The sequence below is a fragment of the Niastella caeni genome, from assembly GCF_004834005.1.
In the GTDB taxonomy this organism is placed as follows: Bacteria; Bacteroidota; Bacteroidia; order Chitinophagales; family Chitinophagaceae; genus Niastella; species Niastella caeni.
Window position 1 is genome coordinate 656,820 of sequence record NZ_STFF01000005.1, and the last position, 15,650, is coordinate 672,469.

Sequence of the window (15,650 nt, forward strand, 5' to 3'; positions counted from 1 at the left end):
TTAATTGCCATTGCTATTGCGGCTTTAATCCTGACCCCGGGACCTTATAAAAAAATTTACCTACAAATGGCAGGCGCTCAAATTCTTTCTTTTCAACTTTAAGGATAAGAAGCGTAAATAGCCCCATCAACAGTAACGAAGAGCCATAATAAACATATGGAAAATAACCTGCCTCGTGGTTGAGGTTACGTGCGATCAGGTATTCGTGAAAAACATACATTAACGCGCATATGAACAGGTAGGTAATTAGTTTCTTTTTAGGGTAGGGTACGGGATAATATTTCTGTCCTAAAACGTAACTGATCACCATCATAAATGCATAGCAAATAAAAGTAGCCCAGGCCGAACCGGTGTACCTGAAATCCGGAATAAGCACAATGTTTAATATAACCGTAATAACAGCCCCGGCAATGGTAATATAGGCGCCGGTCATATTGCGGTTAGTTAATTTATACCATACGGTTAAATTGTAATATATGCCCAGGAATACGCTTCCCATGGCAAGTATGGGAACGATATGAATGCCCTCAGCATACGCTTTAAATTTTGAAGCGATCAGAAACTTCCAGAAATCAAGGAAGAGTGCAATGACGAGGAACATAAAGGAACAGGCAATTACAAAAAATTTCATAACCCGTGCATATACCCTTTGGGCATCATCATTTTTGCTTTGATTAAAAAAGAAGGGCTCTGCCGCCAGCTTGAATATTTGTATAAAAATGGTGATTAGCACCGCCAGCTTATAGTTTGCGCCAAATATGCCAAGGTCTTGTTTTTCCTGAATGGAATCACCTGGCAATACTTTGCGATACACCAACCGGCTAAGCATTTCGTTGATCATACCACCTAAGCCAACAATGATCAAAGGGTAAGAATAGATTATTACTTCTTTCCACAGTTGTTTGTCAAACACAAAACGGATAACGCTTATTTCTTTATAAAGCAATAATAATGTTACAAAGCTGGCAATTAGGTTAGCAATGATAAAATAACCTACGCCAATATCTGGTCTATACAGGAACGCCAGAAAACTGTTTTCGCCCTTATCATGCGCTCCTTTTGCTACAAACAGAAAAAACAGCGTCAGTAGAATATTTATTAAGGCAGAAGCGAGGTTTACAAAAGCATATTTACGGGGACGTTCTTCGAGCCGCAATTTAGCAAATGGAATAATGGCTAAAGTATCAAAAAAGGTTATCCAGATCATCCAGGTTACAAATTCCGGATGATCGCGCAACTCAATAAAACTGGTGAGCGGCCCTTTAAATGCAAATAATAAAACGGTAAAGAGTATGGTGCTTGCAACAATGGAAATGTTTAGTGTATTGTATAGAACATTTCTGTCTTTTTGCTGGGCAAACCGAAAATAGCTGGTTTCAAGACCATAGGTAAAAAGAATATTCAGAAAGGGAATTACAGCATATACCTGGGTCAGGTCGCTGGTACTTACCGGGTCAAAAATGCGAAAACCCAGCAGTGTTAATCCATAATTTAAAAAACGGCTTACAATTTTGGGTACGCCATACCACATTGTTTGCCCGGCTAATTTTTTAATACCGCTCAATGAAATTTATTTAAAATGAATGGTCAAAATTAAGGGTTCATTCATTATAACCCGACTGGTAGCTGCTTGTTTATGCGGGATATAGGATTTAAATAACAAAGCTTGTACCTGAAATTCCCGATGAGATATATTGCCGTTGATTATCAGGCAGTCAGCTGCTCAGGGTGAACCGGCCTCAAAGGTAAGCCATTGCCGGTTACTGCGCCTTCGCGAAGCTTCAGCAAAGCAAGGCCAGTTACCGGTTGTCGGTTGCAGGGTCCAGAGCTTGCCCCGCTCTGCGGGTTTTCATGTTGCATGGACTTTGCTTTGAAAATCTGAAACTTATGCCCTGTAACTTGTAACCTCGTATCTGTAACAGTGGGTTTTTCACGTTTGCTCAGCCAGCTGGCGCATCGGCGAAACTGTTGATATGTTTTTTATTGCCTGCTATTGCTATCTTTGCGGCCGCATTGTATATTTAAGTCACAAAATCCGATCCCGATGAAAGTATCTTTACCTCTAATGGTCCTTGTGACCGTTATTTCATTAAGCTCCCCTGTTTTTTCGCAATCCGGCGAAACAAAGGTTGAATACCAGAAAAGTGATAAAATAGTTGCGACCATCGAATTACCTTACTCTGCTGAAGTAGTAGAGGACGCCATCAAAGAATATATGGGAAAAAAGGGCGGTAAGAGCGACCACATCAAGAGTTTTGATGTTTATCGCAATGCACGCCTGTCGGAAAATGACCCTGAAATTGTTGATGTGCATTACAAGGTAGATCGCAAGCTGGTAAAAGACCGCGAAACGAGCGTGGTGTACCTGCTCATTGGCCGCCCCGGTGAGAATGTTGGCGCCCGTACTTCCGATGATCGCTTTAAAGTAGGTGATGCCAAGGAGCTGTTGAACACCATGGCGCCTTACATTGATGCCTATAACCTGGATGTGCAAATTAAAAAACAGGAAGAGGTGGTTAAGAAATCAGAAAAAAGATTGCTGAACCTCAAGGACGATCAGTACGATCTCGAAAAAAGGTTAAAAGCCCTGCAGGAGAAAATTAACCAGAACAAGAATGACCAGGTATTGCAAACCGAAGACCTGAACCGTCAGAAGGATGCATTGAATGTTATTCAGAACAAAAAAGACGTTACCCAGGGAAAGTTGAGCAGGCAGTAAGAAGAAAGCTATATATAAGCATTAAGCCGTAACTTCAAGCAGAAAGGCAAAGGCCAAAAGCAGATTACGGGCAACAAGGCATAAAGGCAACGAAAAAAACTTATAAATTATTAGTAGGCGGGACCACGGTTCCGCCTTTTGTATTTTAGCTTTCGACTTTCACCTATAAGCTGTATTCGCGTGTAGCTGTATTCTGCTTTGGAGGTATTTCACTTGCACCTGCATCTCGGTGCCTTGTTGCCTATATGCCTTCTCTACTCCGGCTGCGCGAACCTTTTATCATTAATAAAAGTAGAATCGGTAAGCGTTTTCAAAAATTCAAGCAGGTAATACTTTTCTGTATTGGAGAGTGGGATCTTATTCTTCAATAAAGGATCAAGCGTAGGACCATTCTGTATGCCGCTGCTGTAATGGTCAAGCACACTGGTAATGGATGAAAAACGACCATCATGTTCATAAGGAAAAGTAAGGGCCACATTACGCAGGCTGGGCACTTTAAATTTCAGCGAGTCTTCCCGTTTATTCGTGATGCGCATTCTGCCAAAATCGTTTGCAAACGGGTCAACCGGTAACCCTACATTGCGAAAGCTATGATCGGTAAATAAAGGCTCGGGATGGCAACTAACGCATTTTGATTGAAACAGGGTATACCCGTTTTGTTCCGTTAAGGTAAAGGTAGCTGTGCCCTGTTTTACTTTATCGTATTTTGAATTGGCCGAAACCAGGGAGTTCACAAACTGGGTAATGGCAAATAACATGCGCTGGCTGTTGATGGTTTCATCGCCAAACGCAGCGGAAAACATTCTCTTATATTGATCGTCTTGCTGCAGTTTATTGAGGACGTTGTTCAAATCTTCTGCCATTTCATTGGGCGCCGTAAGCGGGGCCAGCGGTTGTACTTCAATATTTACAATGCCGCCATCCCAATGCATTTCTTTATTCCAGGCCATGTTGAATAAACCGGGCGCATTGCGTAGTGTAAACTGGTTGTTGAAACCATGGCTTAATGGATGATCGAAGGTGGCAAAAGCGGCAAATTGCTGGTGGCACGATGCGCACGGGAAATTACCGTCTTTCGACAGGCGGCCATCATAAAAAAGCTTCCTGCCCAGTTCAAACCCTTCCTGTGTTAAGGGATTGCCGGTAAAGGTGTATTGCGGGGCTGGAAATCCTGCTGGTACTGTAAACGTTAGCGGGTGTGGCCCGCTGTTATCATTGCCTGATTTTTTACAGGCATTTACCAGCAGGCATCCCAAAAAAAGCAATAAAGAAATTCTTATTGTCCATCTTACAGCCACTATTTATTCATTAGCAACAGAATCTACGGTAAACATTTTTGAATAATTCTCAGCAATCTGTTTTGCCAGGTCTCCGGGGGTCTTAACCACCGGGTTTTCGGCAATCTTTATATCGTGCGGATTATAAAACCAGTCATTGGCATCGCAGGTAATAAACATCTGGCTTGTTTGGCCAGGCTGCAGTTCTAAATTCTGCGCAAATGGAAATAACAAATAGGGCTTTTTAATTACGCTTTCAGCACTGGTGAACCCGCCGATATGATACTCAAATTTACCACCTTGCGATGATCTGGAAGAAGTTCCTTCCAGTTTTGCCATAATATAACCGGTCGTACGGTCCCAGAACATGCCAAGGGCAGGGTCCAGGGCGCCGGTTTGAGCGCCGCTTACATTCTGGGCGCTATCTACCCCAATAGTAAATGAAATACGGTTGTATACATAAGGTCGGACAGCTATTTTAATTTCTGTAGAAACCGAATCGGCAAAATCAACCAGGTAATATTTATCATTAGCAAGCTTGAACGAATAGCCCGAATCGGTATTGCTCATCTCAAAATTATGGATGTAGAACTTAAAGGCGGTGGGTGTGTACCGTTCTTTAAAAATGTTCTGGTACTCTTTTCCCAGCTCCAGGCGAACAGAATCATATTGCACTACGGGTATGAACTTCAATACCAGGTTATGATCTTTGGCTGGTATTTCGTCGAACTTTAATTCTTTCTGGCAGGAAAAAATAGCTGTTACTAACAGCAATCCAATGCTTAGTTTGGGCAAATTAACCCGGTGCAGTTGTTGAGTCAGTTTCATAGCATTCGGTGTTACGCTTACAAATCGCCGGGTCGGATCTTTCGGCGGTTTTGTTTGTGTTGTGATTGTTTCTGTTTTGTTTCAAGCCGCTTTGCTTTAGCTGCTTTGGAAGGTTTGGTGGCGATCCGTTTTATTTCTTTCTTTAATGCCTGCTCTAAAATCGCATTCATTTTTTTTACCACTTCTTCCTTATTCTGCAACTGGCTGCGGTGAATCTGGCTTCTTACTTGCAAAAACCCTTCCGAATTTATTTTTGAGGCCAATTTCTTTTGAACAATTACTTTTTGCTGATCATTTAAAATCAGCGAATTAGATATATGAAAATATCCTTCCACCATTGTCTCCACCTTATTTACATTTTGTCCCCCCTTGCCACCGCTTCGAGCAGTTTTAAAATGCAATTCTTTTGAAACATCTATCTTCATTCTATAAAGATAAAACTAATTAATACGTATATGCGGGCGGTAATACAACGGGTAACACAGGCGAATGTTGTGATCAATAACAGTATACGTTCATCTATTTCAAAGGGTTTGCTCATTTTGGTAGGAATTGAAGATGCTGATACCACCGAAGATATTACCTGGTTAAGCGGGAAGATCGTTAACCTGCGCATATTTAACGATGCAGCCGGCGTTATGAACGAATCGGTCAGGGATCAGGGCGGCGATATTTTGGTGGTAAGCCAATTTACTCTGCATGCTTCTACCAAAAAAGGGAACAGGCCATCGTATATCAAAGCATCCAAACCTCCTATTGCCGTTCCGTTATATGAACAATTCGTACAGCAATTGCAAACCGAGCTGGGTAAACCCGTTTTTACCGGCGAATTCGGCGCCGATATGAAGGTGTCGCTGCTGAATGATGGACCCGTTACTATTGTAATAGACACAAAGAATAAAGAATAATGTTAATTTGAAAATGTGCAAATTTGAAAATGGAGGCAGAGATAGGAAGTAAGAAGAATGAGAATGGAATGGGAGCCTTTGATGTTTGCCGTTTCAAGATTCACCACTCACAATTCACCACTTACCATGCAAATCAAAGAAGCGCAACAACAGGTTGATCACTGGATAAAAACAGTGGGCGTTCGATATTTCAGCGAGCTAACCAATATGGCTATTCTTACCGAAGAAGTAGGAGAGTTGGCGCGTATCATGGCCCGTAAGTATGGCGATCAGTCGTTCAAGGAAAGCGATAAAAATAAGGACCTGGCCGATGAAATGGCCGATGTATTGTGGGTGCTCATCTGCCTGGCCAATCAAACCGGCGTTGACCTTACCGAGGCCCTGAAAAAGAATTTTGAGAAAAAGAATATACGGGATGCTAACAGGCATAAGGATAATGAGAAGTTGAAAGGTTGAGAAGTTGAAAGTTGAAGCGATGATAAAGTTAATAAAGTTGATATGGGATGAGCCTTTCGGCTGCCGAAAGGCATTAGGGAACCCTGGAATAAAGACCTTGTCAACTTGTTAACCATATTAACTTGTCAACTATATTTGCATCCTTATGGCAACAGATAACAATAGATTCCAGGCAATTATTTCGCATTGCAAAGAGTATGGATTTATTTTTCAGTCTAGTGAGATCTATGACGGGCTCAGTGCCGTGTATGATTATGGCCAATGGGGTAGCGAGCTCAAAAAAAATATCCGTGATTACTGGTGGAAGAGCATGACCCAGATGCATGAGAACATTGTGGGTATTGATGCGGCCATTTTTATGCATCCTACTACCTGGAAGGCCAGCGGGCACGTTGATAATTTCAGCGACCCGATGATCGATAATAAAGACAGTAAAAAGCGCTATCGCGTAGATCACCTGATCGAAGCAAAGGCCGATGAGTTGGAGAAAGAGGGTAAGAAAGCTGATGCCGACGCCCTGTTGGCAGAAATGGATAAGTTGCTGGCTGCCAACGATTATGAAGGTTTAAAAAAGCTTATAGAAGATAGAAAAATTAAATGTACGGTAAGCGGTACCGGTAACTGGACGGAGGTGCGTCAGTTTAACCTGATGTTCAGCACCCAGTTGGGCAGCGTATCGGAAGAAGCGAGTGAGATTTACCTGCGGCCCGAAACCGCCCAGGGTATTTTTGTGAACTTCCTGAACGTACAAAAGACCGGCCGCATGAAAATACCTTTTGGTATTGCACAAACCGGTAAAGCTTTTCGTAATGAAATTGTTGCCCGGCAGTTCATCTTCCGCATGCGCGAATTTGAACAGATGGAGATGCAGTTCTTTATTCGTCCCGGCTCTCAAAAAGAATGGTACGAATACTGGAAGGAGGAACGTATGAAATGGCACCTGAGCCTGGGCATTCCCAAAGAAAAATTCCGTTTTCACGATCACGTAAAGCTGGCTCACTATGCTGATGCCGCCTGCGATATTGAATATGAATTCCCCATCGGGTTTAAAGAACTGGAAGGTATCCATTCCCGTACTGACTTCGACCTGCGTAATCACCAGGAGTACAGTAAAAAGAAAATGCAGTACTTCGATTCAGAGATCAATCAGAACTATATCCCATACGTAGTGGAAACTTCGGTAGGGCTTGATAGAACTTTCATGATGATCCTGAGCGAAGCCTATACTGAAGAAGACCTGAGCACTGCCGACAAGCAGGATAGCCGGGTGGTATTGAAGATCCCACCAAAACTGGCGCCCATAAAGCTGGCCGTATTGCCATTGGTAAAGAAAGATGGATTACCGGAAATTGCCCGGGAAATTATGGATGACTGTAAATCGCATTTCCGTTGCTTTTATGAAGAAAAAGACACCATTGGAAAGCGATATCGTCGTATGGACGCAATTGGTACACCATTCTGTATAACAGTTGATAAGCAAACCAAAGAAGACGGAACCGTAACCATCCGGCACCGCGATTCCATGCAACAGGATCGTATTCCTGCTACTCAGGTAAGGGAATTGGTTCAAAAACACATTGGCTAAATGCGGTATAAATATTGAATTAATTGAAATATTCGCATCGAAAAACTACTCTTTTTAATTATGTTTAACCTTGTACTTTTGTAACACCTTAAAAAAACCAGGTGAAACAACAATGGAGGCTAGCCTATGCTTTTAATTAAATTGTCAATTGACGTTTCACTGCTGGTTGGCATCATCGCGATTGCTTTTGCTTCAGGCTTTTTACTACGCAGTAGTCAGCTTAAAAAGCAGAAAAAGCGAGTGAATGAATTAGAGAAGGAAATGATGACCAGTCATGCAGAAATTCTTGAATTACAGAGAGATAAGCTGATGCTGGAAGAAAAACTCAAAGGCTCATCTAACATTCCTGTAATTTCGATTACCGCAAAAGAAGAAAAGAAATCAGACAAGCTGCAGGATAAATCGGTTAGTAATAAGTAACGTCCTGCTATAGTTCAAGCTTGTTTTTCTCTTCGCCCTCTTAACCAGCACTATTTCCAAATCCATTTGATATCCCGGGGGAATAATAACCAAAATCATCGTGATCAAAAACGATGATAGCAGTTGTTTATTGGCCTTTGTCCAAATAAATAGCTCAGCTAAGTGCATTTTGCAAGTTGAGGGATAATAGTATCTATAGGGTTCTGGCAAAGGTCAGATCAAATATTTTATTGCTATCCATATAACTCCTGGTGAATAAGCTTACGGTCGTACCCCAACGCCTGAATGCGTTGTTTTGCCTCATCGATCATGTTCTTCCAACCGCATAAATAAAAATAAGCCGGCCTTAATGAAGTGGGGTCGGAAGTGCCCATATTGCTACCGTTAGATTGTATTATTTCCTCATAAATAGTATGTACATAACCGGTACGAATCAAATGATCTTGATTTTCGACAACTTCCCGTGAATAGGTAGGTATGTATTGAAAGCTGGTTACTTTCTGAGATAATTCCTGCAGTTCTTTACCGTATAAGGTATCTCCCAGCTTTCTGCAACCGAAGATGAGGTAAATGTTCTGGTGGCTGATATTATGATTTAAAATATGATGGGTCATTGATCTAAATGGCGCTATACCAGTACCGGTACAAATAAAGAACAGGTCGCGGTCAATAGGCTCAGGCAAAGTAAACTTACCCAGAGGGCCGCGAAACGGTAGTTCGTCTCCTTCTTTTACTTCATTAAAGAGCCAGGTAGTGCCGGCGCCACCTTCCAGCAAAACGATCACCAGTTCAAAAACATTAGTGCCATCGGGCCAGGAGGAAATGGAGTAGCTGCGCTGCCGCCTGGCAGGTTTTTCATGAATAGGCAGGTCGAGGGTAACAAACTGGCCGGGCTCAAAATCGAACGACTTCATTTCTGGCACTTCTATCCAATACCGCCTCGTGTTACTGGTTTCATTAACAATGCGAATAACTTTACCGGTTTGCCAGGGAAGAAGAGACATATGGCTTGCAATTTTTAATAAGTTACTGGATTTATGGCCATTGGCAAAATTGAGGGCTGAAAGTCAGTTGTTTCAGAGCCCGCCCTGATCTGCGGGGTTGCAAGGAGAAGGTAGTTGCCGGATCCCGGGTTCCGGATCCGGGGAAATTCAGTTACATCGGAATTGCCGGGTAAAAATAGAGGCCTCAACTGGGACCTGAAACCGGCTATCCCGGTACCCGGCAACTGGCACCCGGCAACTGGTAACCGGTAACCGGCACCTATGAACCCGAAATATGTATGAGCAATAAGCAATAGACAATTGGCAATCTGCCCCCCTGAAACTTGAAACCGGCACCCGGCAACCGGTACCAGGCAACTGGCAACCGGTACCTATGAACCCGAAATATGTAAGAGCAATAAGCAATAGACAATTGGCAATCTGCCCCCCTGAAACTTGAAACCGGCACCCGGCAACCGGAACCCGGCAACTGGTAACCGGCATCCGTTAACAAAGAACTTAGAGCTGTTCCCCTCCTCGTTGCCTTTATGCCTTGTTGCCTCGTTGCCTTTTTCCTATCTTTGCGCCGCTGATATGAATTTGCAGGTGCTGCTCGACGCGTATAAAAATAACCCCCGCCTTTTTCAATTGGCGGACAGGCTCACTTTTGCCCAACCCCAACAAATTTTTTGTAAAAACCTGCATGGTAGCTCCCCGGCCTTTGTGATCGGCACCATTTTTCAACACGATGCCTGCAGTCAGCTCAATCATGTTATTGTTTGTGAAGATGCCGAAGCGGCCGCCTACATGCACAATTCGCTGGAGAACCTGACCCATGCCCTGAATTCATTTTTCTTTCCCTCTTCTTTTAAGAACAGGAAGAATTTCCGGTTGCTCAATTCTTCGCACGTAATGTTGCGGACCGAAGCGCTAACCCGGTTTTCTTCACCCCCGGCAGGCAGTAACCGCGTTGGTATGCTGGTTACTTATCCCGAGGCTTTGTTTGAAAAAGTAGTGTTGCCCAAAACGCTGGCCGGCAACATCATTTATTTGAAATCGGGCGATACCATAGATGTAGAAGGCTTGTTACGCCAGTTAGTTGATTATGGTTTTTCCGGCACCGATTTCGTGTATGAGCCAGGGCAATTTGCCTTACGCGGTGGTATATTGGATATTTATTCCTTTGGCAACGAAAAGCCGTACCGGGTTGAACTGTTTGGCAATGATGTAGACTCCATTCGCATTTTTGATCCCGAAACCCAGTTGAGCGAACGGAAATTATTACAGGTAAGCATCATTCCAAATGTAGAAACGCAGTTTGACGAAGACGAGAAGATCTCCCTGTTTGAATTTCTGCCCGAGAATACCGTTTACTGGATCCAGGATTGGGAGCTTACCAAAGAAAAACTGTTAACCCAGGAAGAAGACCTGCACCTGTTCCTGGAAATACAGGCAAACAATACGGCGCCCAAAGAGAAGGAGAATGCCGATGATGACGATAAAACCATAAAGACAACCATAAAGGCCGATGAATTTATCTCAGGCAGTTCGCTGAAAAAAGAGCTAGCGAATCGTCATGTTGTAGAGTTTGGCCATTCGTCGGGTTTTTTGGAAGATAGCGAGCCCACTCACCATTCACCACTCACCATTGACCATAATACCAAAGACCAACCCGCTTTCAATCGCCAGTTCGATCTGCTGATAAAAGACCTGAAACAATGGGAAGCAAAGAAGTTCAGTTTGTATTTATTTGCAGAAAACCCCCGGCAGTTAGAGCGGCTGAACAGCATTTTTGAAGACCTGAAAGCCGGCATTCAATTCACGCCGGTGCCCACATCTATACACGAAGGATTTATTGATGAAGACCTGAAAGTGATCTGTTATACCGATCACCAGATCTTTCAGCGTTATCATAAATACAAGGTTAAGCAGGCTTATAATAAGAACAAGGCCATTACCCTGCGTACCCTGCGCGAATTGCAACCGGGCGATTACGTTACCCATATCGATCATGGGGTAGGCGTGTACAGCGGCTTGCAAAAACTGGAATCAAACGGCAAGCTGCAGGAGGCGGTACGCATCATATATAAAGACAGCGACATATTGTATGTAAATATTAACTCGCTGCACAAGATCTCGAAATATACCGGTAAGGAAGGAAGCATACCCAAGGTAAATAAGCTGGGTAGTGACGCCTGGAACAAACTGAAAGAAAAAACCAAAACAAAGGTTAAGGAAATTGCCTTTGACCTCATTACCCTGTATGCCCAACGCAAGGCGCAGCAGGGGTTTCAGCATGCGCCAGACAATTACATGCAAACCGAACTGGAAGCCTCCTTTATTTATGAAGATACGCCCGATCAAAGTAAGGCCTCAGGAGATGTGAAGAAAGACATGGAATCGCCATCGCCAATGGACCGCCTGGTATGTGGTGATGTAGGTTTTGGAAAAACGGAAATTGCCATCAGGGCCGCGTTCAAAAGTTGTTGCGATGGAAAACAGGCAGCCGTACTGGTGCCCACCACCATCCTGGCATTTCAACATTATAAAACATTCAGCGAACGCCTGAAAGATTTCCCGGTAACGGTAGATTACGTAAACCGGTTCAAATCGGCTAAAGAGAAAAAAGAAACCTTAAAGAAACTCGAAGAAGGTAAAATAGATATCATTATTGGAACCCATGCGCTGTTAGGCAAGGAAGTTAAATACAAAGACCTGGGTATTTTGGTCATTGACGAGGAGCAAAAATTTGGCGTAGCCCATAAGGAAAAGATCAAGACCCTGCGTACGAATGTAGACTGTTTAACTTTAACGGCAACGCCTATACCCCGTACGTTACAGTTCAGCCTGATGGGCGCCCGTGACCTGAGCATTATCAATACGCCGCCACCGAACAGGCAGCCAATTCAAACCGAAGTGCAGGTATTTAACCAGGACTTCATCCGGGACGCCATATATTTTGAAACAGAACGGGGCGGACAGGTATTCTTCATACATAACCGCGTACAGGGCCTGGCAGAAATGTCGGCGCTTATCCAGGGATTATGCCCTGACCTGAGCATTGGCTATGCGCATGGCCAGTTGGAAGGACATGTGCTGGAAGAGCGCATCCTCGACTTTATTGATAAAAAGTACGACGTACTTATTTGTACCAATATAGTTGAAAGCGGGGTAGATATTCCCAATGTAAATACCATCATCATTAACAATGCCCACCATTTTGGGTTAAGCGATCTGCACCAGTTGCGCGGCAGGGTAGGGCGAAGCAATAAAAAAGCATTCTGTTATCTGCTGGCGCCGCCGATGAGCACCTTGCCGCCCGATTCAAGAAAGCGCTTGCAAACCCTGGAGCAGCACAGTGAACTGGGAAGCGGCTTCCAGATAGCCATGCGCGACCTGGATATACGGGGAGCGGGTAACCTGCTGGGTGGTGAACAAAGCGGCTTTATGGCCGAGATCGGCTTTGAAATGTACCAGAAGGTACTGGAAGAAGCCATCAAGGAGTTAAAGCGTACGCAGTTCCGTGAATTATTTAAGGCAGAAATATCGAAGCAGGAAGATTATGTGCAGGATTGCACCATCGATACCGACCTGGAAATATTGATACCCGATAGTTATGTGGAAAGCATCACCGAACGGTTAACGTTATATACCCGGTTAGATAATTGTGATAACGAAGAAGAGCTGCAGGCATTTGCCGTTGAACTGCAAGACCGCTTTGGGCCTATACCGCAACAGGTGGAAGACCTGTTTGATACGGTGCGGAGCCGCCGGATGGCCGTAGAGCTGGGCTTTGAAAAAATGTTGCTGAAAGATGAAACCCTGAAATGTTATTTCATTAATAAGGCCGATTCACCCTATTTTGAGTCGCCCATTTTTCATAATATCCTTACGTTTATTCAAACCAAAACCAATAAGGCGCGGTTAAAACAGAACGGAAAATTATTTATGCTGGTAATAGAAGATGTGACCAGTATGCAGATAATGGTACGTTTTCTTTCGCAAATGAAACAATTTGTATCGGCTAAGGAAGCTACGGTATAAAGAAAGTTAAAAGGCCAAAGCGAAAAGCTGAAAGTCGAAACGCGGCTGTATTTGCATCAGGCCTTAGCCGGTAACCTGAAACCAGAATTAGAGTCTCTTCTCCATAATATAGTGCGGAATAGTAACCTCTTCAAATTCCTGGCCGCAGACGTTATAACCGAGTTTTTCATAAAAACCTACGGCAGTTTTGCGGGCATGCATGGTTATTTTCTGAAAACCGCGGTCGCGGGCAATATTTTCGGCAAACTGCATCAGGGCCCGGCCAATGCCTTTACCCTGCAGGTTATTTAATACGGCCATCTGGCGCAAGCGAACCGAAGCGGGGTCTTCTTTGATCAACATACAGCAGCCCAGCATCTTTTCTTCTTCAAAAGCGCCAATTAAGATCTCCTCTTTTTCTTTTTCCAGTTCTTCGGGGGTAAATTGCAAACCCAATGGCCTGCGTAAAATGTCATTACGCAATTGAACCATTTGCTGGTACTCGCGGGAACCATGATCTATTATTTTTAAAGCCATGCCGACTAATTGGGTAGTGCGCTGCAATATAATGATTTACCATTTATCAGCCCCAATTGAGGTATTTAAAAATAAACAGGTCCCGAAAAGCATAAACAACGCAGATATCCGTTTTAGGGGGCCTGCCGGTAGTTTGGCGGGCGGGATAGTACTACAAAACCGGTAAATCACAAAATATTAACAAGATTAATTAAAAACCAGCCTTTTATTGTCATTATTCCAAAATCTATATTTTTGCAGCCGTAACTAAACTTTACAAAAATGTCAGACATCGCAACAAGAGTTAAAAAGATCATTGTTGATAAGCTTGGTGTAGAAGAAGCAGAGGTTACCAATGAGGCTTCTTTCACCAATGATTTAGGTGCCGATTCGCTCGACACCGTGGAATTAATTATGGAATTTGAAAAGGAGTTCAATATTTCCATCCCTGATGAACAGGCCGAAACAATTACCACTGTTGGCCAGGCTGTTGCTTACTTAGAAGAGCATGCTAAGTAATTTGAATACTGTAGATCAGGTGCAATAAATTAAATCCGCTTTCGATAGCTGGGCGCATGCTGCGAAAGCGGATTTCTTACTTAAAACTCCCTCTGGCAAGAGCTATGCAATTGAAACGAGTTGTTGTAACCGGTATTGGTGCTCTTACACCTATCGGTAATAGTTTACAGGAATATTGGAACGGACTCATTAACGGAGTATCCGGTGCCGATTTTATTACCCAGTTTGATGCCTCCAAATTCAAAACACGCTTTGCCTGCGAGTTAAAGAATTTTGACCCGTTGAATTTCCTTGACCGTAAAGAAGCCCGCAAAATCGACCGTTTTACCCAAACTGCCCTTATCTCCAGCGATCAGGCAGTGATCGACGCCGGCATTAATAAAGATAATGTGAACGTTGACCGGGTAGGGGTTGTATTTGCCAGCGGTATCGGCGGTTTGATAACCTTCCAGGAAGAAGTGGTGAATTTCGCCAAAGGCGATGGAACTCCCCGCTTCAATCCCTTCTTCATTCCTAAAATGATCCTGGATATTGCAGCCGGTCACATCTCCATGCGGCATGGTTTTCGCGGACCTAACTTTGCCGTGGTAAGTGCTTGTGCCTCCTCTACCAACGCTATTATGGATGCGTTCAACCTCATCCGGCTTGGCAAAGCAGACATAATTCTTACCGGTGGCGCTGAAAGCGTAATTAGCGAAGCAGGAGTAGGCGGTTTCAATGCCATGAAAGCCCTGAGCGAACGCAACGACGACCCCAAATCAGCCAGCCGTCCGTACGATAAAGACCGCGATGGCTTTGTTATGGGAGAAGGTTCCGGCGTATTGGTGGTAGAAGAACTGGAACATGCCTTGCGACGTGGTGCAAAAATTTATTGCGAAATTGCCGGATGTGGAGCTACAGCCGATGCGCATCACATAACAGCCCCGCACCCTGAAGGACTGGGCGCTAAAAACGTTATGAACGTAGCTTTGGAAGACGCTGGTATGAAACCCGAGGATATTGATTATATCAATACCCACGGCACTTCAACACCGTTAGGCGATATTGCCGAAGTGAAAGCCATAACAGATGTTTTTGGTGAACAGGCCTACAAAGTAAACATCAGTTCAACCAAGTCCATGACGGGGCACTGTCTTGGTGCTGCCGGTGTAGTAGAAGCTATAGCTTGTATCATGAGCGTGGTACACGATATAGTTCCGCCTACTATCAACCATTTCACCGACGACCCTGAGCTGGATTCCCGTTTAAATTTCACCTTTGAAAAAGCCCAGCAGCGAACTGTACGAGCTGCATTAAGTAATACATTTGGCTTCGGAGGTCACAATGCCTGTGTGATCGTTAAGAAATATAAAGCGTAACTTTATACGCTTTGAGTTGTAGAACTAACGATTTTGATGGTTGCGGACTCCTGGCCCT

Annotated in this window: 14 protein-coding genes; 8 read left to right on the forward strand and 6 right to left on the reverse strand. The window is 43.8% G+C overall.

All coding sequences use genetic code 11. From position 1 onward, the window contains the following. Window positions 1-13 precede the first annotated feature (13 nt). The gene (locus FAM09_RS20385; RefSeq protein WP_136578980.1) at window positions 14-1,564 is read right to left on the reverse strand and encodes a lipopolysaccharide biosynthesis protein; all 1,551 of its coding nucleotides are present in this window, start codon (window positions 1,562-1,564) and stop codon (window positions 14-16) included. Between the two features lie 480 nt (window positions 1,565-2,044). On the opposite strand from FAM09_RS20385, the gene FAM09_RS20390 reads away from it, so the two are divergent. Continuing rightward, window positions 2,045-2,719, forward strand: coding sequence for a hypothetical protein (locus FAM09_RS20390; protein ID WP_136578981.1), 675 nt, complete (start codon window positions 2,045-2,047; stop codon window positions 2,717-2,719). A 254-nt stretch (window positions 2,720-2,973) separates the two neighbouring features. On the opposite strand, the gene FAM09_RS20395 is transcribed toward FAM09_RS20390, so the two are convergent. Genes FAM09_RS20395 through arfB form a run of 3 tightly spaced genes read right to left on the reverse strand, consistent with a single transcriptional unit; the run spans window position 2,974 to window position 5,249 of the window. After that, window positions 2,974-4,017: a cytochrome-c peroxidase gene (locus tag FAM09_RS20395; protein WP_136578982.1), complete on the reverse strand. Its 1,044-nt coding sequence runs from the start codon at window positions 4,015-4,017 to the stop codon at window positions 2,974-2,976. 3 nt (window positions 4,018-4,020) lie between these two features. After that, window positions 4,021-4,824: an MbnP family protein gene (locus FAM09_RS20400; RefSeq protein WP_136578983.1), complete on the reverse strand. Its 804-nt coding sequence runs from the start codon at window positions 4,822-4,824 to the stop codon at window positions 4,021-4,023. A 17-nt stretch (window positions 4,825-4,841) separates the two neighbouring features. Then, window positions 4,842-5,249, reverse strand: coding sequence for an alternative ribosome rescue aminoacyl-tRNA hydrolase ArfB (gene arfB / locus FAM09_RS20405; protein WP_136578984.1), 408 nt, complete (start codon window positions 5,247-5,249; stop codon window positions 4,842-4,844). Window positions 5,250-5,279: 30 nt separating this feature from the next. Here arfB and dtd point away from each other — a divergent pair, with 30 nt between their 5' ends. The 4 genes from dtd (at window position 5,280) to FAM09_RS20425 (ending at window position 8,193) form a co-directional block, all read left to right on the forward strand. Then, window positions 5,280-5,732, forward strand: coding sequence for a D-aminoacyl-tRNA deacylase (gene dtd / locus FAM09_RS20410; RefSeq protein WP_136578985.1), 453 nt, complete (start codon window positions 5,280-5,282; stop codon window positions 5,730-5,732). 126 nt (window positions 5,733-5,858) lie between these two features. Next, window positions 5,859-6,188 (forward strand): nucleotide pyrophosphohydrolase, encoded by a 330-nt coding sequence (locus FAM09_RS20415; protein ID WP_136578986.1) that lies wholly within the window; start codon window positions 5,859-5,861, stop codon window positions 6,186-6,188. Window positions 6,189-6,333: 145 nt separating this feature from the next. After that, window positions 6,334-7,773, forward strand: a complete 1,440-nt coding sequence (locus tag FAM09_RS20420) for a glycine--tRNA ligase (protein WP_136578987.1) — start codon at window positions 6,334-6,336, stop codon at window positions 7,771-7,773. A 126-nt stretch (window positions 7,774-7,899) separates the two neighbouring features. After that, window positions 7,900-8,193 (forward strand): hypothetical protein, encoded by a 294-nt coding sequence (locus FAM09_RS20425; RefSeq protein ID WP_136578988.1) that lies wholly within the window; start codon window positions 7,900-7,902, stop codon window positions 8,191-8,193. Window positions 8,194-8,426: 233 nt separating this feature from the next. Here FAM09_RS20425 and FAM09_RS20430 read toward each other — a convergent pair whose 3' ends face one another. Continuing rightward, on the reverse strand, window positions 8,427-9,197 hold the full coding sequence (locus FAM09_RS20430) for a ferredoxin--NADP reductase (protein WP_136578989.1): 771 nt from the start codon (window positions 9,195-9,197) through the stop codon (window positions 8,427-8,429). A gap of 435 nt (window positions 9,198-9,632) precedes the next feature. Between FAM09_RS20430 and mfd the strand changes: the two genes are divergently transcribed. Beyond that, window positions 9,633-13,220 carry a transcription-repair coupling factor gene (gene mfd, locus FAM09_RS20435; RefSeq protein ID WP_243751730.1) on the forward strand — a complete coding sequence of 1,196 codons (3,588 nt, stop codon included), beginning with the start codon at window positions 9,633-9,635 and terminating at the stop codon, window positions 13,218-13,220. A gap of 87 nt (window positions 13,221-13,307) precedes the next feature. Here the strand turns inward: mfd and FAM09_RS20440 are convergent, their stop codons facing one another. Then, window positions 13,308-13,736 (reverse strand): GNAT family N-acetyltransferase, encoded by a 429-nt coding sequence (locus FAM09_RS20440; protein ID WP_136578990.1) that lies wholly within the window; start codon window positions 13,734-13,736, stop codon window positions 13,308-13,310. Window positions 13,737-13,997: 261 nt separating this feature from the next. On the opposite strand from FAM09_RS20440, the gene FAM09_RS20445 reads away from it, so the two are divergent. Further along, window positions 13,998-14,234, forward strand: a complete 237-nt coding sequence (locus FAM09_RS20445; RefSeq protein ID WP_081146706.1) for an acyl carrier protein — start codon at window positions 13,998-14,000, stop codon at window positions 14,232-14,234. Window positions 14,235-14,338: 104 nt separating this feature from the next. Then, window positions 14,339-15,592, forward strand: a complete 1,254-nt coding sequence (gene fabF / locus FAM09_RS20450) for a beta-ketoacyl-ACP synthase II (protein WP_136578991.1) — start codon at window positions 14,339-14,341, stop codon at window positions 15,590-15,592. The last annotated feature ends 58 nt before the right edge of the window (window positions 15,593-15,650 follow it).